The sequence below is a fragment of the Streptomyces sp. NPDC001852 genome (assembly GCF_042891825.1).
Classification (GTDB): Bacteria; Actinomycetota; Actinomycetes; order Streptomycetales; family Streptomycetaceae; genus Streptomyces.
On record NZ_JBIATN010000023.1, the window covers coordinates 98,598 to 117,085 of the forward strand.

Consider the following 18,488-nt stretch of genomic DNA (forward strand, 5'->3'; position numbering starts at 1 on the left):
TTGCGGTCGATCGAGGGTTTTCCCCATGGGCGGTTCAGGGCCGGGCGGCCCCCAGGTGCCGTCGCAGGAAGCCGACTTGGTGCCGCAGCAGGTCGTGGGTGACGTCGGTGCCGATGGGCTGGTGCCCCGCGCCGGGCAGGAGCAGCACCTCGTGCGGGCGGCCCGCGGCGAGCAGCGCGTCGGACAGCCGGAGGGTGTGGGCGGGCGGGACCTTGGGGTCCGCGAGGCCGTGGACGAGCAGCAGGGGACGGGTGAGCCGGGGCGCCTCGCGGAGCAGGGAGCAGGCGTCGTACCGCTCGGGACGGTCCTGCGGATGACCGAGGAACCGCTCACGCCAGTGGGCGTCGTAGAGCCGCTGGTCGGTCACGCCCGCGCCGGCCACGGCGGCGCGGAAGACGTCCGGGCGGCGCAGCAGGGCGAGCACGGCGAGCGAGCCGCTGAACGACCAGCCACGGATGCCGACCCTGCGCAGATCGAGCACGGAGTGCGCGTGGGCGGCCTCCCTCAGCGCGCTCACCTGGTCCTCCAGCGCGGGCCCGAACGGATCGCCGTACGCCTCGCGTTCCCAGTCCGGCCCGCGCCCCGGGGTGCCCCGGCCGTCGGTCACCAGCACCGCGAAGCCCTGTTCGGCGAACCACTGCGACACCAGGGTCTTCCAGTCGTGAGCCGCGGTGACGCGCTGACCGCCCGCGCCGCCATAGGGGTCGAGGAGCACCGGGAGCGGACCGTTGTCCGCCGGCCGGTGCCAGGAGGGCAGATGGAGGGCGGCCCGCAACTCCCGTGGGCCGAGCCGCAGCATGCTCCGGCGCACGCCGAGCACGGGCGGCTCCGCGTACGACGGAACGGCCATGGCCCGCCGCCCGGCACGCAGCACCTCGGCGCGCGGGGCCGGACCACCGGTGTCGGCGGTGGTCCGGAGGAGGGTGCCGCCGCGCAGCACTCCCCCGTGCAGCCCCGGGCCCACGCTCCGCCGACGCGGTTCGCTCCCCGGCCGCCAGGACCACAGTTCGACCTCGGTGGGCTCGTCGGACGCCGTGAACAGCACCTCGTCCCCGTCGACGCCGAGGACGGCACGCAGCCGACGGCCCGGGGGCGTGACCGGTTCGCCGTCGGCCGTAAGGTACCGGGTGCCGCGCACATCCATGTGGGCGAGGACGGCGCCGGAGGCGGTGCGGGCCGGCAGACCCGGCACCAACTCCACCCAGCGGGCGTCCCGTTGCTCCAGCAGGACCGTCGTACGACCGTCCGCCGGGTCGATGCCGAGCAGCCGGACGGTGCGCTGGTCGCGGGACTGCACGACGGCGAAGGGACCGTGCGCGTCCCAGCCGGCGCCGACGACGTACTCGAAGGCCGCACGCTCCCAACGCACCGATATGGGCCGCCCGTTGGGTTCGACCGATGCCAGCCAGAGGGTGACGTCGGGGTTCGGGGTACCGGCGAACGCGTGGTGATGGACCTCGGGCGGGCTCTCCGGCCTGGCAGGATCGGTGCTGTACCAGCGCTGCACGCGCCGGCGATCGGTACGGGCGTACAGCAGGGCGGTGCCGTCGGGTGCCCACCAGTGACCGCGCGGGCCGTCAGGGAGGGTGGCGTCGGTGTGCGCCGCCACCCCGAACTCCACATCCGGATCGTCCGCTTGGGCGATCGGCCGGTCCCCGGCCCCGTCCGCCCCGATCAGACGGAGCGCACCGCGGCACACATACGCGACACTCCGGCCGGCCGGATCGGGGCGCGGATCGGCGGCGGGGCGTGCGGCCGGCAGCCGCCGGGGTTCGCCGCCGCGCGTCGGCACGGTCCACAGCGCACCACCCAGCGCGAACACGACGACTCCGGTGGCCTCGTCGGTGGCATAACCCTCGATCCCGCGCGGCCCGCGCCCGGCACCGAGCAGCCGCACCGGATCGGCCAGCAACCACTCGTCCCCCGATTCGAGTTCGAGCCGCCACAGGCAGGCGGCGGGGTCGTCCCCCGTACGCCCCCGCAGATACAGCACGGCCCCGCCGTCCGCGGCCACGGTGAACCGGCCGGGGACACCGCGGGTGAAACGGGCCGTGCGGACGAGTTGGGCGGGAAGGAGATCGGGGCGCACGCTCCGGGTCCTTCCCCCGCCACCATAGTCGTACACATATTCGATTACGAGCTTGGCTCGCGTGGCTGCCGCGAGAGACGTCCCCCTTCACTCCGGACGAGTGAAAGGGACGTCGTGACGCAGGTGGAGCGTGCCCGGAGCACGGTGGTGTCCCTGAAGTGGCGGACCGACCACGACCGCAGCGGCGCGTCCCGCAACGGGACCGGGACGGTTGCCGCGCCGGGGTGCGCCAGGCGCTCACAGACGTACGGTCATCGCGACGGTCACCTCGTCACCGGGCGCGAGCCCCTCCGGCCGGCGCACCGCGCTCTTGAGCGGCAACAGGTACCCGCCGTCCTTGGGGAACAGGGACGTGGTGAAGTCGGTGCCGCCGATTCTGGCCTCGACCGGGATCACTCCCCAGCCGTAACTGGCCAGCGCGGCCACGTCACGGATGTCGGCGGACTCCGCGTCCGGCACGGCGACGAAGTAGTACGGCGCCGGCCCCCGCCACTCCACGACCCGTCCGGCGAAGCCGAGTTCCATGTCTGCCCGCCCCTCTCCCCGAACTGCTTCACAGCGTACCGGCCGAGGCCCCGCCAACCGCCCTCCGCCGGCGCGTTGTTACCGTGCACGGTGTGTCTGAATCATCGCGCGATACCGCACAGGGCGCCGGCTGGGGCGCGGCCGAGCCCGGCATCTACAAGGAGCTGATGCCGGACCACGTCGAGAAGTTGTCCTGGCTGAATCCACGCACGCTGTGGGCCGCCCGCAACGGCGTGCTGGCGTCCTGGTTCGGTGACCCGACCGGTCACACCCGCAGCCGCTGGGTGGCACGCCGGCAGGCGGCCGGGGCGCCCGCCGACAAGGTGATCGAGCGGGCGGACGGCGACCGGTTCTCCTTCATGGTCATCGGCGACACCGGGGAGGGAGACGACCCCCAGTACGCCGTCGTACCCGGCTTCCTGAAGGTAAGTCAGGGAACGGACTTCGCGGTGATCGCGAGTGACGTGATCTATCCGGTCGGCAGCACCGACGACTACGGCAGCAAGTTCTTCCGGCCCTACCAGGACTATCCCGCCCCGATATACGCGATACCGGGCAACCACGACTGGTACGAGGATCTCGGCGCCTTCATGCGCGTCTTCTGTGCCGACACCCCGCCGCTCGACCCCGAGCCCCTGCCGCGTCCGTTCGGCCGCGCCTGGTGGCGGTCCCTGCTGTGGCACCGGCCCCGGCCGGCCGACGAGCAACGGCTCGCCGCCGCCCGCACGTTGCGCTCCGCACCGGGGCAACAGGCCGTGCAGCCGGGGCCGTACTGGGCGATCGACACGGGTCCGGTGCGGATCGTCGGGATCGACACCGGTCTGCTCGGCACGATCGACGCCGAACAGGGTGCCTGGCTGCGCGAGGTCTCCCGGGGACCGCGGCCGAAGATCCTCCTCACCGGGTCACCGCTGTACGTCGACGGCGAGCACCACCCGTGCGCGATCGAGGGCGGGGGCACGGTGGACGACATCGTCCGGGACCCGGAGCACCACTATGTGGCCTCGATCGGCGGCGACATCCACAACTACCAGCGCTACCCGGTCGACGTGGACGGCCGCACCATCCAGTACGTGGTCGCGGGCGGCGGCGGTGCGTTCATGCACGCCACGCACACCATCCCGCGGATCTCGGTCGCGGGCGTCACCGAGCGCGACTTCCGCTGTTATCCGCTGCGCGGCGACTCCCTGGCCTTCTACAGCCGTCTGTACGGCCGCCGGCTGCGGCTGCGCCGCTTCTTCACCCTGACCGAGGCGGAGGCGACGGCGGTCGTCGCCGAGCGCCTCGGCATCGAGCCGGGCCGCAAACCCGACGCCGACGCCCGGATCACCCGGCGCACCCGTCTGGTCGCGAGCCTCCTCGGCACCGGTGGCCGCCCGGACCGCACGTCCCGGTTCCGGCTGCCCGTGCACAAGGCCTACACCCAGCTGTTCTCGCCCGGCTCGGCCACCTACAGCCCGCCGTTCTTCAAGTGCTTCCTGCGGCTGGACGTCGCTCCGGAGGCGGTCCGGCTGCGCTGCTTCGCCGCGACCGGCAACCGGGCGCAGGAGGTCGATCCGCCGGTCGAGGACGAGATCGTCATCCCGCTGAAGTGATCACACGGCTGTCACACTCGCCTGCCAGAATCGAAGGGCGACGCGACGTACGACCGCTGGAGGAGCCCGTGCCGACCACTCCCCGCCCGCTGCGCAAGCTGGGCTTCCTCACCATCGGCCTGTTCGACCCGGCGGACCCGGGCCGGGGCCACGAGTCCACGCTGAAGATCATCGAACTGGGCGAGCGGCTCGGCTTCGACAGCGCCTGGCTGCGCCACCGCCACCTGCAACACGGCATCTCCTCCCCGGTCGCCGTCCTCGCCGCGGCCTCCCAGCGCACCCAGCGCATCGAACTGGGCACCGCGGTGACCCCGCTGGGCTGGGAGAACCCGCTGCGCCTCGCCGAGGACCTGGCGACGGTGGACATCCTGTCCGGGGGCCGGCTGAACCCGGGCGTGAGCGTGGGCCCGCCGATGCACTTCGAGCAGACCAAGGACGCCCTGTACCCGGACACGGCCGACGCGGAGGACTTCTCCTACGAGCGGGTGCGGCGGCTGCTGGACCTGGTGCGGGGCAAGCCCGCGAGCGACTTCAGCGGGGTCGAGGGGTTCGAGGTGTTCTCCGACGTGGTCCAGCCGCACTCCCCGGGGCTCGGGCGGCGGCTGTGGTACGGCGGCGGCAGCCTCGGCTCGGCACGCTGGGCGGGCGAGCACGGCATGAACTTCCTGACCAGCAGCGTGGTCAAGGCGGAACAGCCCGGCGGGCCCTGGGACTTCGCCGGGATCCAGCTGTCCCTCATCAGGGAGTTCCGCGCTCATCACCCGGACGGCGAGGCGGCCCGGGTCTCGCAGGGGCTGGTCGTGATACCGACCGACTCCGCGAGCCCGGAGCAGCGCGCCAAGTACCAGGCGTACGCGGCCAAGCGGCTGCCCCGCACGGCCTCCCCGCAGGGGCCGGGCCGGTTGCTGTTCGCTCCGGACCTGGTCGGCACCTCGGAGGAGATCGCCGACGAGCTGCGCGCGCACGCAGCATTCCGGGAGGTGGACGAGGTCGCCTTCGCGCTGCCCTTCACGTTCGACCACGAGGACTACGTACAGATCCTGACGGACATGGCGACGAAGCTGGGGCCGGCTCTGGGCTGGCAGCCGACGCGCTGAGGCGAGCGCCTCGGTCTAGGGGCGAGACGACCGGCATCCGGTGCCGGCCGTCTCCCCGGCCCCGCCTGCCGACGGGCCGCCGACTGACGTTTTCTCGTCTGACGGCTGCGGGATCCCACCCCGAGGGTCCGCCGCCGGCCACCTCACGCCGCCCTCGACCGGCGGCCGCCGCCCCGAGCCCGTTTCACCAGCGGCCGGGCTCCGTGCCCACCACCGCCTCCGACCGCCTGCCGTCCACCCCCACCGGCACGTCCCCCGCCAGCATCACACGGTGCATGATCCGGGAGTGGCCCAGGTGGGCGTGGTCGCTGGGGGCGAGGTGGATGGTGGACCGGTTGTCCCAGAAGGCGACGCTGCCCGGCTCCCAGCGGAAGCGGACGGTGTACTCGGGGCGGACCGCCTGCTCCACCAGCATCTCCAGGATCGCCGTGCTCTCCGGACGGGAGAGGCCGACGATCTCCTCCACGTAGTAGCCGTTGACGAACAGCACCCGCTCCCCCGTCTCCGGGTGCACCAGCACCAGGGGGTGCTCGGAGACGACCTGGTGGTCCAGGAGGTGACGGACGTAGGCGTCGTCTCCGGGCCGGGGCTGGTAGCCCACGCCGAGCCGGTGCTCGGCGCGCAGTCCGTCCACGAAGGCCCGGACCGGCGCCGACAGACCGGCGTAGGCGGCGGCCAGGTTGGCCCAGGTGGTGTCACCGCCGTAGGGCGGGACGGCATCGGCGCGCAGGACGGTCGCGGCCGGCGGGTCGACACGGGTCCCGTAGTCGCAGTGCCAGCCGCGCAGCAGGGTGTGCCGACGGCGGTGCAGCCACTCGTCGCGCTCCATGCCGTAGCGTCCGGCCAGTTCCAGCCGGTCGGCCGTCGTCTCGACCTCCGGGAAGTCCGGCGGCGAGTGCGGACCGCGGCGCGGCAGCACGACCGGTTCACCGAAGCGGCGGGCGAAGGCGACGTGCCCGGCGTGGTCCAGGTCCTGCCCGCGGAAGAAGACCACCTTCCAACGCAGCACGGCCTGCCGGATCAGGGCCACCACGGCGTCGTCCAGCGGCCCGGCGAGGTCGACACCGGTGATCTCGGCGCCGATGTGCCCGGCGGCAGGCCGCACCTCCACGCCCGGAACCTTCACCTCCACGTCTGGAACCCACGCCTCCATGCCTTCCGCCCGCTCCGCGGTGGCCCTGTGCGTCGTCATGCGCGCTCCCGTGCTCGTCCGAACCGGTTCCACCCGAGATCGTGGCACCCCGGGCCTCACACGGCGAACTCCCGGACGACCGTGTTCCGGAACACCGCAGTGCCGCCGGCCGTGAAGAGGGCCAGCCGGTCGTCCACCAGATACGGGAACACCTCGCTGGAGTGCACGTACCGGCCGTCGTCGACGAACATCTCGACGGAGGTGCGGTCCACCAGGATGCGCAGCTTCACCCGGCCGGCGCCCGGATCGAAGGGCGTGCGGCTCTCCTGCCGGTTGCCGCCGGTGTCGGGGTTGACGGTGCCGCGCCGGTTGAGGAACGCGTAGTCGCTCCAGACCCCGGCGTCGATGTGCCGCCCGCCGTCGGGTGAGCGGCGCAACTGGACGCCCGCCCCGGTGAGTTGGGACCAGGTGATCTCGGTTGTCAGCTCGTAGGACACGCCCCGGTGATCGAGGAGCCGGGTACCGTCGACGGTCACGTCGCCGAGGTTCACCGTGCGGGAGACGTAGGAGTCGAGCGCGGCGAGCGGTGCGGAGGCAAGGTAGTAGCCGTCCGATGCGGACTTCTTCAGCGTGATCTCGCGGACGACGGAGTCCGTGCCGTTGAAGCCGTCCGCGTCGATCGTGGGTGTCGTGTGGGCGTACGCCCAGTTGTTGAGCCAGCCGAGGGCGTACCGCGCGGTCGCGTCCGGTGAGCCGTCCGTCCGCCGCTTGTCGAAGGTGACCGCCGCGTACCAGTCCCAGCCGTGGTCGAGCCACTGCGGGTCGGCGGAGTCGGGGGTGAACGAACTGCCGTCGAAGGAGCCGGTCCAGTAAGCGTACGTGTTGGGCTGCCCGGCCCCCGTGCCGTCCGCGCTCGCCCCCAGCACCCACTTCGCCGTGCCGTCGTCGGCGGTGATGCGGAACAGGTCGGGGCACTCGAGCACACCGACCCCGTCCTTGACGTAACCGCCCGCGTGGGTCCAGGACTTGAGGTCGGTGGAGTGGTAGAAGCCGATCCTGTCGCGTTCGGCGAGGGCCATCACCCAGCGGTCGTGGTCGTCGTCGCGGATCACCTTCGGGTCACGGAAGTCGGCGCCCGCACCCGGACTGGCCAGTACGGGGTCGGTGCCGTGGTGGGTGAAGGTGCGGCCGCCGTCCGTCGAGTAGTACAGGAACTGCTCCTGGTGATCGGTGCCCCCGCCGGGTGACATGGTGACGACGGCGATCACCGCGCCCGCGCCGAAACCGGCCGTGTCTGCGCTGTCGACCACCGCCGAGCCCGACCAGACGTCGCCGTTGACGGTGGTGTCCTTGGGGACGGCGATCCCCCGGTCGGTGAAGGAGACCAGGTCGGTGCTGGTGGCCAGGCGCCAGGCGGTGCCCACCTCGCCGCCGGCGAGGTAGTCGGCGTTGTAGAGGTAGTAGTAGTGGTACTCGCCGTCGATCCAGACCGGCCGCTGGGGATCGTTCTTCCACTGGTCGGGCACCGTGAAGTGGTAGTCCGCGCGGTAACTCAGGCAGTCCCGCGCCGGCTTGGGACGCGGCTTCGGCCTGGCCTCGGCGGGTGTCGCGGGCAGCAGTGCCGCGCCGGCTCCGGCGGCGGTCGCGGCGAGGAGGGCTCTTCTGGTCGGGCCACGCATCACGCATCGGTCCTCTCGTGACGACTCATGGCACCAGGACTGTGGGACCTAACTCGTTAAAGGTCAAGCGTTCCCGCACCTTGACAGGGGCGTAACACGTTTCTCATCATCTGGGGCATCTCACGTTGACTAATACGAGTTAGGCACCCTGGATGACCGACTCGCACCTCTCCCGCCGCACACTGCTGCGGTACGGCGCCTATGGCGCGGGGGCCGCCGCCCTCGCCGGTACCGCCGCGAGCTGGGACCGCCTCACCGGAGCGGACATTCCGGGCCGCAACGACGGCTCGCTCGTCGTCGCGACCCTGGGCTCCGCGTTCTCCCCGGACGGAATCCGCGCACTGGTCGCGGGCTTCCGCAGGCTGCACCCCGACATCAAGGTCCGCATCAACGCGGTGCAGGCCGTGGACTGGTCGGACTTCTTCGCCAAGATCCTCACGCAGATCGCCGCGGGCACCGCGCCCGACCTTGTCTACGTGGCCACCGAGGGGGTGCAGTTGTTCGCCCGGCACCTGGGCGTGCCGCTGGACCGCTGGGTGAAGCGGGACGCGGCGGAACTGAAGGAGTACTTCGCCGACGTCCATCCCTCGCTGGTGGAGTCGATGATGTACGAGGGCAGCCTGTATCAGCTGCCGGTCGAGTTCAACGCGGCCGACATGTACCTCAACTCACGGGTGCTGCAACGGGCGGGCGCGGACCTCCCGGCGGACGACTGGACCCGGGACGACTTCACCGCGCTGTTGCGCCGGATGAAGAAGGCCAACGACTCGCACTTCACGCCGTACTTCTGGACCAACCGGCTGTGGGGCGGGGTGGTGCCCTGGCTGTTCGCGAACGGCACCAACCTGCTCGCCGAGTCCAAGGCGCCCGGCGGCCGCTGGCTCTGGGACGCCTTCTATCCGGCGGCGCAGCGCCGGGGACGCGGGGGCGGCTTCCGCTGGACGACCCCGCAGGCCACCGACGCCCGGGCCGTGGAGGTGTACGACCATCTCGCCGCCCTGATCCAGGAGGGGCTGTGCACCCGGCCCGAGGGCGGCAACGGCCAGAACCTCATCGGCGTGTTCTCCACCGGCCGGGTCGGGGTGACGCCCGCCGGCGGTTTCTGGGCGGGCGGACTGCATCTGGCCGGCATGCGCGACGACGCCTTCGACGTCACGTATTTCCCGCGCTGGCGCACCCAGCGGCACCAGTTCGGCGCGGCGGGCTACGCGCTGCTGCGCACGTCGAAGAAGCAGGACGCGGCCTGGGAGTTCATCAAGTACTCGGCCCGGCTGGACACCCTGACCGAGCTGTTCTCGACCAACCAGACCACCCCGGCCCGCCGTTCGATGCTGACGGCGGCCCGCTACCGGGGGACCGGCCCGGCGCACTGGCGGGTCTTCTACGACACCCTCGACAAGTTCCCCGACACCGGCCCCATCCCGGCTCCGCCGCAGGTCGCCGAGGTGACCCAGGTGCTGCTGAAGCACACCGGGACGGCCCTGGCGAGCCCACGCTCGGTCGGTCCCGCGCTGCGGCGGATGCAGGGCGACCTGGAGAAGGCCATGGAGCGTGACGTATGACCGACACGACGGGTACGAGGGGCACGACGGGCCCCCGGATCGCCGCCGCCCCGGCACGGGCCGCCACCCCGCACGCGGCGGCCGTGCGGCGTTCGGCGCGCGAGCGGGGCACACGGCTGCTGGCGGCGCTGTTCCTGGCCCCGACCGTCGTCGGGATCGTGGCCTTCACGGTCGTACCGATCATCGGCTCGGTCGTGTTGAGCCTCTTCCACTGGAACGTGATCGACTCGCCCGGTTTCGCCGGGGCGGCCAACTACCGCGAGGTGTTCTCCGATTCGACCGTGTTGGTGTCCTTCCGCAACACGCTCGTCTTCATGGTCTTCGCGGTCGCCGCGCAGCTGCTGATCGCTCTTTCGCTCGCGCTCACGCTGAACGGCCGGATGCCCACCTGGCTGCGCTCGGTCTTCCGCTCGGCGTTCTTCTTCCCGCTCGTGCTGTCGGCCGCGTCCATCTCGGTCGTCATGAAGTACCTGTTCAACCAGGACTTCGGAGTGGTCAACTGGCTGATCGGATGGTTCGGGATCGCTCCGGTGCCCTGGCTGACCTCCGAGCACGGCGCGATGGCCACGGTGATCATCGTGTACGTCTGGCAGCAGTTCGGTTTCTCGTTCCTGCTGTTCGTGGGCGGTCTGAACAACATCCCCAAGGAGATCCACGAGGCGGCCGCCCTGGACGGCGCGACGGGCCTGCGCAAGCACCTCGCCATCACCCTCCCGCTGCTCTCCCCGACCCTGCTGGTGGCCTCGGTGGTCGGCATCATCAACGCCCTGCAGGTCTTCGAGCAGCCGTACGTGCTCACCGACGGCGGGCCCGGCGACTCCACCCGCACGGTGGTGATGGTCATCTACGAGAAGGCCTTCGAGCAGCTGCGGTTCGGCGAGGCGTCCGCGGTGGGCGTGCTGCTGTTCGTGCTGATCATGGCCGTGACCGCCGTCCAGTTCCGGCTCAGCCGGCGTTTCGTCCACTACCAGTGAGCCGGGTGATCCCCTTGAGTCAAGCTACCCTGACGAGCCGCGCACCCCTGTCCCTCGACCGCGCCCGGTACGCGCTCGGGCCGTGCGCGCGGATCGCCGGGCTGACCGTGTGCGCCCTGCTCACGCTCGGTCCGGTCGTGTGGACCGTCTCCACCTCGCTGCGCACTCCGGCGGACTCGTTCGATCTGCCCCCGCAGATCGTTCCGGCCCATCCGAGCACGGCCGCCTATCGCGGTGTCTTCGACCAGATCGACGTCTGGCTGCTGGCGCTCAACTCGACCCTCGTGACCGCTTTGATCGCGGTCGGCCAGATGATCACCGCGGGGCTCGCCGGATACGCGTTCGCCCGGCTCGACTTCCGCTTCAAGAAGCCGCTGTTCGGTCTGGTCCTGGCGACCATGATGGTCCCCCTCCAGGTCACGATCGTCCCGGTGTTCCTGGTGCTCAAGTCGCTGGGGCTGACCGACACGCTCCTCGGTCTGATCATTCCGGCGTTCCCGACCGCGTTCGGCACCTTCCTCATGCGCCAGTACTTCCTGGGCATGCCCAAGGACCTCGGCGAGGCTGCGATGCTGGACGGCGCCGGTCCCTGGCGGATCTTCCGGTCGGTGTACGCGCCGCTCGCGAGGCCGGGCCTGGCGATCGTCGGCGTGCTCGCCTTCAACTACCACTGGAACGAGTTCTTCCGCCCGCTGATCCTGGAGACCTCCGGCCAGAACTACACCCTCCCGCTGGGCCTGGTCTCCCTGCAGGGCAATCTCGGCACCGGCTCCATCTCCGTGGTCCTCGCCGGTGTCGTGCTCTCGATGATCCCCGCCGTCGCCGTGTTCGTCGTCGGTCAGCGCCCTCTGCGCGAGGGCATCACCTCCGCAGGAGTCAACCGTTGAGCCTCGCCGGACCCGCCCCGGACCCGATCGCCCCTCGTTTCCGGGTCCGCCCGCCCGCGGGCTGGATCAACGATCCCAACGGCCCCTTCCACTGGCGAGGCCGCCATCACCTCTTCTACCAGCACAACCCGGTCGCGCCGGTGCACGCGAACGTCCACTGGGGGCATGTCTCCAGCCCCGATCTGGTGAGCTGGGAGCACCATCCGATCGCCCTGACCCCGACCCCGGGCGGCCCGGACGAGGCGGGCTGCTGGTCGGGCTGCGTGGTGGACGACGGCGGCGTTCCCACGGCCGTGTACACGGGCGTGGACCACACCCACACCGGTCTCGGCAGCATCTGCCTGGCCCGCGCGGCAGCCCCCGCGGACGACCGTCTTCTCGAGTGGCGCCCCCTGCCCGAACCCGTGGTCACGGCACCGCCGGCCGGGCTGGACGTGGTGATGTTCCGCGACCCGTTCCTGTTCCGGCACTCCGGGCGGCGCTGGGCGCTGGTCGGCGCGGGCCACGCGGACGGCACCCCGTCGGTCCTGCTGTACGACTGCGAGGAGCTGGCCGCGTGGCGGTTCGCCGGCGTCCTGCTGGACGGCCACGACCCGGTCGCCGCCGGTGCGTTCGGCGACAAGGCGGTCGGCTGGGAGTGCCCGCAGTTGCTCCGGACGAGCGGCGACGAGCACGTGCTGGTGGTGTCCCTGTGGGACGGTGCTCCCTGCTCGGCGGCGTATCTGACGGGTCGTCTGGAGGCGGACGGGACCGGCGGATTGACGTTCACCGCTCGCACCGCCGACCGGCTCGATCACGGCCGGGACTTCTACGCCCCCGCCGTCCGCCAGGACGACGACCGAGCCCTGATGTGGGGCTGGTCGTGGGAGGCTCGGGAGACGTCCGAGGTGCTGGCGGCGGGCTGGGCGGGCACGCTCACCGCGCCGCGCGTGGTCGACGTCCGCCCGGACGGCTCGCTGCGGGTGACACCGGCACCGGAGCTGGAACTCCTGCGCGCCCCCGCGCCGTTCGCGACCGCGCCGGGCCGGGTGCCGCTGCCGGTGTCGTACGACCTCACGGTCACCGCGCACGGTCGTACGGCCGTCACCCTGCTGCGGGCGGCGGACCGGGCGCTCACGGTCCGGCTGGACCCGGCGGCGGGCACCGTCGTCCTGGACCGCGGCGGCCGGCCCCGCAGGGGAGCCGAGGGACCGGCTCCGGTCACGGTGCGCGTCCCGCCCGGTCCGGCCCTCGGCGTCCGGGTCCTCGTGGACGGCTCGCTGCTCGAACTCTTCGTCGGGGAACGGGCGACGGTCACCGAGCGGGTCTATCGCCGGCCGGACGACGTCGCCGAGCTGGAGGTCGTCGGGGACGCCGAGGTCAGCGCGTGGGAGCAGGTCCCACCGAGGCGCGGCTGACCACCGGGCAGGCCAGCCGCCGTACCGTGGCGGGGGTGGTGCGGCCGGTGTCGATGGCGTCCAGCAGCAGCCGGGCCGCCGCCTCGCCCATCGCCCGGTGCGGCAGCGCGACCGTGGTCAGGGCCGGGGTGAGGTAGGCGGCCATGTGTTCCTGGTCGTCGTAGCCGACCACCGACAACTCGCCGGGTACGGCGATCCCGAGCCGGGTCGCGGCATGCAGCACGCCTGCCGCGACCCGGTCGTTGTAGCAGAAGATCCCGGTGGGCCGGCGGTGCGGTTCGACGCCGTCGAGCAGCCGTATCGCGCCCTCGTGGCCGCCGGTGATCTCACCCCCGGTGCGTACGACCCACTCCCTGGGCACGGTGACGCCCTCGGCGCGCAGCGCGTCCCGGAAGCCGCGCAGCCGCTCCACGGAGGCGATGTCGTCCTGCCCGCCGACCACGGCGAGCCGGTGGTGCCCGGTCTCCAGCAGCAGCCGCGCGGCCGTACGCCCGCCGGCCCGCTCGGCCGGGATGACGGCGGGGAGCGAGTCGTCCTCGGGCAGGCAGTTGGCGAGCACCGAGTGGGTGCGGTGCAGGCCCTCGGGGACCCGGACCCGGCGCAGGGACATGGCCGCGTAGATGATGCCGTCGACGCGCCGGTCGAGGAGTTCGGCGACGGCCGCGTCCTCCTTGGCCGGGTCGCCGCCGGAGTCCATGGTGAGCACGAGGTGGTCGCTGTCCCAGGCGGTCTCCATGGCTCCGCGCAGCAGCCGCCCGGCGAACGGGGAGGAGGCGATCTCGTCGGTGACCAGCCCGATCACGGCCGTACGGCGGCGGCGCAGGCCGCGGGCGACCGGGTCGGGGCGGTAGCCGAGCTGAGCGGCGGCCTGCCGGATGCGTTCCTGGGTGGCGGGCGAGAGGTTGCCCTCGGCGCGGCCGTTGAAGACGAAGGACACGGCGGTGTGCGAGACGCCGGCGAGCCGCGCGACATCCCGTGAGGTGGGCCGTCCGCCGGCCGTGCCGATGCTGTCCGCGCCGCCGCCCATGCCGTCCGCTGCCCTCTCCCCACCCGTCCGGTTGATCACTGCTCACCCTATCCGTGAGGCTGGGGGGACGACACTGTCGAGGGAAGGTCCCATCGTGAACGGCATTCCGGCGCACACGCTCAACGACGGTACGACGATCCCCGCCATCGGCCTCGGCACCTGGCCGCTGGACGACACGGCGGCCGAGCGGGCCGTACGCTCCGCGTTCGACCTGGGCTACCGGCTGGTGGACACCGCGACGAACTACGGCAACGAGAGCGGTGTCGGGCGGGGTGTGGCGGGCAGCGGCGTGCCACGCGAGGAGGTGGTCGTGACCACCAAGCTGCCCGGCCGCCACCACGGCTACGAGGAGACCCTCGCCTCCTTCGAGGAGTCCCTGCGGCGGCTCGGCCTGGAGTACGTGGACCTGTACCTGATCCACTGGCCGAACCCCCGGGTCGGCAAGTACGCCGACTCCTGGAAGGCGATGATCAAGCTGCGCGAGGACGGGCTGGTCCGCTCGATCGGCGTCTCGAACTTCACCCCGGAGCACATCACGCGGCTGGAGAAGGAAACCGGCGTGCTCCCCTCGGTGAACCAGATCGAACTGCACCCGCTGTTCCCGCAGGAGGAGCTGCGCGCCTTCCACGCGGACAAGGGCATCGTGACCGAGAGCTGGAGCCCGCTGGGCCGGGGCGGCGACCTGCTGGACGATCCCGCGGTGACCGAGGTCGCCGCGGCGCACGGGGTGACCCCGGCGCAGGTGCTGCTGCGCTGGCACCTCCAGATCGGCGCGCTGCCCATCCCGAAGTCGGCCGACCCGGGGCGGCAGCGGGCCAACCTGGACGTCTTCGGCTTCGAGCTGGACTCCGGCGAGCTGGCGGCGATCGGCCACCGTTCTCCGCGCCGGCTCGGCGGGGATCCGGAGCGGCACGAGGAGTTCTGAACCGGGCTCGGCCTACTGCTCCTCGATCCGTTCCTGCGCGCCGCCCGGCCGGGCCTGCTCGCTCGGGGGCGCGGCGAGGCTGCCGAGGATGTCCAGCAGTTCGGCGCTGCGGCTGCCGGGCTCGGCCTGGAAGACGACCAGGGTGAGTCCGTCGGTGCCGTCCACGGACAGCTTGTCCGACTGCAGGTCGATCTCACCGACCTGTGGATGGGTCAGCCGGCTCACCCGGCCGCGGCGTGGCCGAACCTCGTGCCTGGCCCACAGCGTGCGGAAGCGTTCGCTGCGCAGGGACAGCTCGCCGACCAGGTCGCGCAGCCGCCGGTCGTCCGCGTCCGCCCCCGCCTCGGAGCGCAGTACGGCCACGCCCTCCTCCGTGAGGTCCGCCCAGTCCCGGCGCAGCGCGCGCTCGGCCGGGTCGAGGAAGACGGCACGGAGGAGGTTGACGCCGGGCCGGTAGTTCGGGGTGAGCGCGGTGGCGAGGGGGTTGGCGGCCAGGCAGTCGGTGTAGCGGTTCTGGACGTAGGCCGGGTTGCGTGGCCAGCCGTCGATGAGCCGGCACAGGCTCGCCGGGACCTGCTGGGTGCGCCGCCCGTGCCGTACGCCGGAGCCGGGCCGGTCCTGGGCGAGGCCGACGAGGTGGGCGGTGGCGTCGGCGTCGAGCCGCAGCACGCCGGCGATGGCCTGGAGGACCTGCACGGACGGGTTGCGGTCGCGGCCCTGCTCCAGCCGCAGGTAGTAGTCGGCGCTGATGCCGGCCAGCATCGCGACCTCCTCGCGGCGCAGCCCCGGCACCCGGCGCAGCCCGCCGCCGGGGAGCCCCACCTCCTCGGGCCGTACCAGCGCCCGGCGGGCGCGCAGGAACTCGCCGAGCGCGTTCGTTCGGTCCATGGCCCCACGGTACGGCGGCCCGGCCGGCGGTGACTGGCCCTGTCACTCCCAGGATCGACGGGGTACTGCAACGGCGGGCGCGAGGGGCGCAGGGTGGGGAGCGTGGCCGCCGGCCGGACCGGTGGGCCGCGCATCACGAGCGTCTTCCTGAGAGGTACGACATGACTGCACAGCTCGGCGGCATTCTCACCCCGGCCGACGGCCTGACCCTGACGCGTATGGGGTACGGCGCCATGCAGCTGGCCGGGCCGCACGTGTTCGGCCCGCCGAGGGACCGTGACCGCGCGGTGGCGGTGCTCCGCGCGGTGGTGGAGGCGGGCATCACGCACATCGACACCGCCGACTTCTACGGGCCCGTGGTCGTCAACGAGCTCATCCGGGAGGCCCTGCACCCCTGTCCCGAGGAACTGCACGTCGTCACCAAGGTCGGCGCCCGCCGGGGAGCCGACGGCAGCTGGATCCTGTCCCGGCACCCGGAGGACCTGAAGGCGCAGGTGTACGACAACCTGCGCAGCCTCGGCGTGGAGTCGCTGGACGTCGTCAATCTGCGGGTGGGTGACGTGGAGTCCCCGAACGAGGACTCCCTGGCCGAGCAGTTCGGCGCGCTGGCCGAGCTGCGGGAACGGGGGCTGGTCCGGCACCTGGGGCTGAGCACGGTGACCGCGGCGCAGCTGGACGAGGCACTGGCGATCGCGCCCGTGGTGACCGTGCAGAACCTGTACAACCTGGCCAACCGGCAGGACGACGCCCTGGTGGAGCGCACGGCCGCCGGGAACATCGCCTTCGTGCCGTACTTCCCGCTCGGCGGATTCACCCCGCTGCAGTCCGACGCACTGGCGAAGGTCGCCGCCCGGCTGGAGGCGTCGCCGCAGCAGGTGGCGCTGGCCTGGCTGCTGCGGCGGTCGCCGAACATCGCGCTCATCCCCGGCACCTCCTCGCCGGAGCACCTGCGGGAGAACATCGCCGCCGCGTCCCTCGTGCTGCCGGACGACGCGGTCGCCGAGCTGGACGGCATCGCGGGCTGAACGGCCCGGTCCGGGGTACTCGGGGGACCGTCGAGACGGGCACAGGGGAAGGAGTCGCAGGTGGCAGCGGAGGACCGGCTGCGGACGTACCGCGGCAAGCGCGGCTTCGAGCGGACCCGCGAGCCGTCGGGACAGGGGCCCCGGGGCGGGGGCGGTGAGCCCCACTTCGTGGTGCAGATCCATGACGCGAGCCGGATGCACTTCGACTTCCGGCTCCAGGTCGACGACGTCCTGAAGTCGTGGTCGATCCCGAAGGGCCCGTCCACGGATCCGGGCGACAAGCGGATGGCCGTGCCGACCGAGGATCATCCGCTGGAGTACGAGGATTTCGAGGGCGTGATCCCGAAGGGCGAGTACGGCGGCGGGACCGTGATCGTCTGGGACAACGGCACGTACGAGCCGCTGAGCCACGACCGCAGAGGGCGCCCCGTGGACTTCGCGGAGTCGCTGGAGCGCGGGCACGCCACCTTCCGGCTGCACGGCAGCAAACTGCGCGGCGAGTACGCCCTGACGCGCTTCCGCGGAGAGCAGAGTGAGCAGGAGGCCTGGCTGCTGGTGCGCAAGGGGGCGGCGCGGTCGGCCGGGCACGGCACCCCGGATCCCCGTCGGGCCCGCTCGGTGCGCACCGGACGCACCCTCGCGCAGGTCGCGGCCGACGGCGAGGAGTGAGGGGCGGTGCCTCGGCTGCTGGAGGGGCTGCCGGCCGACCGCCGGGAGCTGTTGCGCCCGGCCGGGCCGGGCACTGAACTCGCCGCGACCCCGATGCTGGCCACGCTCAGCGACCGGCGGGACTTCGGCGCGGGCTGGCTGTTCGAGCGGAAACTGGACGGCGTCCGGCTGCTGGCGGTGCGCGAGGGCGACTCGCTGCGGCTGCTCTCGCGCACGGGGCAGCGGCTGAACGACACCTACCCGGAGATCGTGGCGGCGCTTCAGGCACAGGAGTGCGCCGACTTCACGGTGGACGGCGAGGTCGTCGCGTTCAGCGGCGGCCGTACCGACTTCGCGCGGCTGCAGCGGCGGCTGGGGCTGACCCGCCGCCGGGACATCGAGGCCTCCGGGGTCGCGGTGACGTACTACCTCTTCGACCTGCTGCGCCTGGAGGGCGCCGACACCCGTCAACTCCCCTTGCGCGTCCGCAAGTCGCTGCTGCGGCGGGCGCTGTCCTTTCGCGCCCCGCTGCGGCTGACCCCGCATCGCAACGCGGGCGGCGCCGAGCTGCTCGCCGATGCCTGCGACCGGGGCTGGGAGGGACTCATCGCCAAGCGGGCCGACGGGCCGTACCGGACGCGCCGGTCCCCGGACTGGCTGAAGCTCAAGTGCGCACAGGGCCAGGAGTTCGTGATCGGCGGCTTCACCGAACCGGCGGGCAGCCGCGTCGGACTGGGGGCGCTGCTGCTCGGCCACTACGACGGTGACCGGCTGCGGTACGCCGGGAAGGTGGGCACCGGTTTCGACCGGCGGACCCTGCTGGGTCTGCGCGAGCGGCTGGACGGGCTGCGCCGGGACACCTCGCCCTTCACCGGCGCCGTGCGCGAGGCGGGCGCCCGCTGGGCGGAGCCGGAGCTGGTCGCGCAGATCGCGTTCACCGAGTGGACCCGGGACGGGATGCTGCGGCATCCCCGCTACCTGGGACTGCGCGAGGACAAACGGCCACGGGACGTGGTGCGCGAGCACGCGGCGGCCTGA

At 72.4% G+C, this 18,488-nt stretch carries 16 protein-coding genes; 10 read left to right on the forward strand and 6 right to left on the reverse strand.

Annotated elements, in window-relative coordinates; genetic code table 11:
* Nucleotides 1-34: 34 nt before the first annotated feature.
* Nucleotides 35-2,089: a prolyl oligopeptidase family serine peptidase gene (locus ACFYZB_RS32570; protein WP_388764641.1), complete on the reverse strand. Its 2,055-nt coding sequence runs from the start codon at nucleotides 2,087-2,089 to the stop codon at nucleotides 35-37.
* 237 nt (nucleotides 2,090-2,326) lie between these two features.
* On the reverse strand, nucleotides 2,327-2,614 hold the full coding sequence (locus tag ACFYZB_RS32575; protein WP_351209960.1) for a DUF1905 domain-containing protein: 288 nt from the start codon (nucleotides 2,612-2,614) through the stop codon (nucleotides 2,327-2,329).
* Nucleotides 2,615-2,706: 92 nt separating this feature from the next.
* Between ACFYZB_RS32575 and ACFYZB_RS32580 the strand changes: the two genes are divergently transcribed.
* Both ACFYZB_RS32580 and ACFYZB_RS32585 read left to right on the forward strand, forming a co-directional pair.
* Complete coding sequence (locus ACFYZB_RS32580; protein WP_388764644.1) at nucleotides 2,707-4,209, forward strand: metallophosphoesterase family protein; 1,503 nt, start codon at nucleotides 2,707-2,709, stop codon at nucleotides 4,207-4,209.
* Between the two features lie 68 nt (nucleotides 4,210-4,277).
* The gene (locus tag ACFYZB_RS32585) at nucleotides 4,278-5,306 is read left to right on the forward strand and encodes an LLM class flavin-dependent oxidoreductase (protein ID WP_388764646.1); all 1,029 of its coding nucleotides are present in this window, start codon (nucleotides 4,278-4,280) and stop codon (nucleotides 5,304-5,306) included.
* A gap of 184 nt (nucleotides 5,307-5,490) precedes the next feature.
* Here ACFYZB_RS32585 and ACFYZB_RS32590 read toward each other — a convergent pair whose 3' ends face one another.
* Both ACFYZB_RS32590 and ACFYZB_RS32595 read right to left on the reverse strand, forming a co-directional pair.
* On the reverse strand, nucleotides 5,491-6,498 hold the full coding sequence (locus ACFYZB_RS32590) for a TauD/TfdA dioxygenase family protein (protein WP_388764648.1): 1,008 nt from the start codon (nucleotides 6,496-6,498) through the stop codon (nucleotides 5,491-5,493).
* 56 nt (nucleotides 6,499-6,554) lie between these two features.
* A complete protein-coding gene (locus ACFYZB_RS32595) occupies nucleotides 6,555-8,117 on the reverse strand; it encodes a glycoside hydrolase family 32 protein (RefSeq protein WP_388764650.1) in 1,563 nt (520 codons plus the stop codon).
* A gap of 152 nt (nucleotides 8,118-8,269) precedes the next feature.
* Here ACFYZB_RS32595 and ACFYZB_RS32600 point away from each other — a divergent pair, with 152 nt between their 5' ends.
* Genes ACFYZB_RS32600 through ACFYZB_RS32615 form a run of 4 tightly spaced genes read left to right on the forward strand, consistent with a single transcriptional unit; the run spans nucleotide 8,270 to nucleotide 12,937 of the window.
* Entirely contained in the window at nucleotides 8,270-9,679 is a 1,410-nt protein-coding gene (locus ACFYZB_RS32600; protein ID WP_388764651.1) for an extracellular solute-binding protein, read from the forward strand.
* Entirely contained in the window at nucleotides 9,676-10,653 is a 978-nt protein-coding gene (locus tag ACFYZB_RS32605; RefSeq protein WP_388764653.1) for a carbohydrate ABC transporter permease, read from the forward strand. The genes ACFYZB_RS32600 and ACFYZB_RS32605 overlap by 4 nt, the downstream gene beginning before the upstream one ends.
* Before the next feature lie 47 nt (nucleotides 10,654-10,700).
* On the forward strand, nucleotides 10,701-11,540 hold the full coding sequence (locus ACFYZB_RS32610) for a carbohydrate ABC transporter permease (protein WP_388764721.1): 840 nt from the start codon (nucleotides 10,701-10,703) through the stop codon (nucleotides 11,538-11,540).
* Nucleotides 11,537-12,937, forward strand: a complete 1,401-nt coding sequence (locus ACFYZB_RS32615) for a glycoside hydrolase family 32 protein (RefSeq protein WP_388764655.1) — start codon at nucleotides 11,537-11,539, stop codon at nucleotides 12,935-12,937. The genes ACFYZB_RS32610 and ACFYZB_RS32615 overlap by 4 nt, the downstream gene beginning before the upstream one ends.
* Here the strand turns inward: ACFYZB_RS32615 and ACFYZB_RS32620 are convergent.
* Nucleotides 12,900-13,964 (reverse strand): LacI family DNA-binding transcriptional regulator, encoded by a 1,065-nt coding sequence (locus ACFYZB_RS32620; protein ID WP_388764723.1) that lies wholly within the window; start codon nucleotides 13,962-13,964, stop codon nucleotides 12,900-12,902. The genes ACFYZB_RS32615 and ACFYZB_RS32620 overlap by 38 nt on opposite strands.
* A gap of 94 nt (nucleotides 13,965-14,058) precedes the next feature.
* On the opposite strand from ACFYZB_RS32620, the gene ACFYZB_RS32625 reads away from it, so the two are divergent.
* Entirely contained in the window at nucleotides 14,059-14,889 is an 831-nt protein-coding gene (locus tag ACFYZB_RS32625) for an aldo/keto reductase (protein WP_388764656.1), read from the forward strand.
* A 12-nt stretch (nucleotides 14,890-14,901) separates the two neighbouring features.
* Here ACFYZB_RS32625 and ACFYZB_RS32630 read toward each other — a convergent pair whose 3' ends face one another.
* Nucleotides 14,902-15,777 (reverse strand): helix-turn-helix domain-containing protein, encoded by an 876-nt coding sequence (locus tag ACFYZB_RS32630; RefSeq protein ID WP_388764658.1) that lies wholly within the window; start codon nucleotides 15,775-15,777, stop codon nucleotides 14,902-14,904.
* Between the two features lie 161 nt (nucleotides 15,778-15,938).
* Between ACFYZB_RS32630 and ACFYZB_RS32635 the strand changes: the two genes are divergently transcribed.
* From ACFYZB_RS32635 to ligD, 3 genes are read left to right on the forward strand one after another with little or no spacing between them, the layout of a single operon-like run.
* A complete protein-coding gene (locus tag ACFYZB_RS32635) occupies nucleotides 15,939-16,802 on the forward strand; it encodes an oxidoreductase (protein WP_388764660.1) in 864 nt (287 codons plus the stop codon).
* A 60-nt stretch (nucleotides 16,803-16,862) separates the two neighbouring features.
* Nucleotides 16,863-17,471 (forward strand): DNA polymerase ligase N-terminal domain-containing protein, encoded by a 609-nt coding sequence (locus ACFYZB_RS32640; RefSeq protein WP_388764662.1) that lies wholly within the window; start codon nucleotides 16,863-16,865, stop codon nucleotides 17,469-17,471.
* 6 nt (nucleotides 17,472-17,477) lie between these two features.
* Nucleotides 17,478-18,488 carry a non-homologous end-joining DNA ligase gene (gene ligD, locus ACFYZB_RS32645; protein ID WP_388764664.1) on the forward strand — a complete coding sequence of 337 codons (1,011 nt, stop codon included), beginning with the start codon at nucleotides 17,478-17,480 and terminating at the stop codon, nucleotides 18,486-18,488.

Bases quoted from the DNA above. Each gene is read 5' to 3' on its own strand.
- ACFYZB_RS32605 (WP_388764653.1), top strand. From the start codon at position 9,676: ATGACCGACACGACGGGTACGAGGGGCACGACGGGCCCCCGGATCGCC.
- ACFYZB_RS32595 (WP_388764650.1), bottom strand. From the start codon at position 8,117: ATGCGTGGCCCGACCAGAAGAGCCCTCCTCGCCGCGACCGCCGCCGGA.
- ACFYZB_RS32590 (WP_388764648.1), bottom strand. From the start codon at position 6,498: ATGACGACGCACAGGGCCACCGCGGAGCGGGCGGAAGGCATGGAGGCG.
- ACFYZB_RS32635 (WP_388764660.1), top strand. From the start codon at position 15,939: ATGACTGCACAGCTCGGCGGCATTCTCACCCCGGCCGACGGCCTGACC.
- ACFYZB_RS32600 (WP_388764651.1), top strand. From the start codon at position 8,270: ATGACCGACTCGCACCTCTCCCGCCGCACACTGCTGCGGTACGGCGCC.
- ACFYZB_RS32620 (WP_388764723.1), bottom strand. From the start codon at position 13,964: ATGGGCGGCGGCGCGGACAGCATCGGCACGGCCGGCGGACGGCCCACC.
- ACFYZB_RS32630 (WP_388764658.1), bottom strand. From the start codon at position 15,777: ATGGACCGAACGAACGCGCTCGGCGAGTTCCTGCGCGCCCGCCGGGCG.
- ACFYZB_RS32575 (WP_351209960.1), bottom strand. From the start codon at position 2,614: ATGGAACTCGGCTTCGCCGGACGGGTCGTGGAGTGGCGGGGGCCGGCG.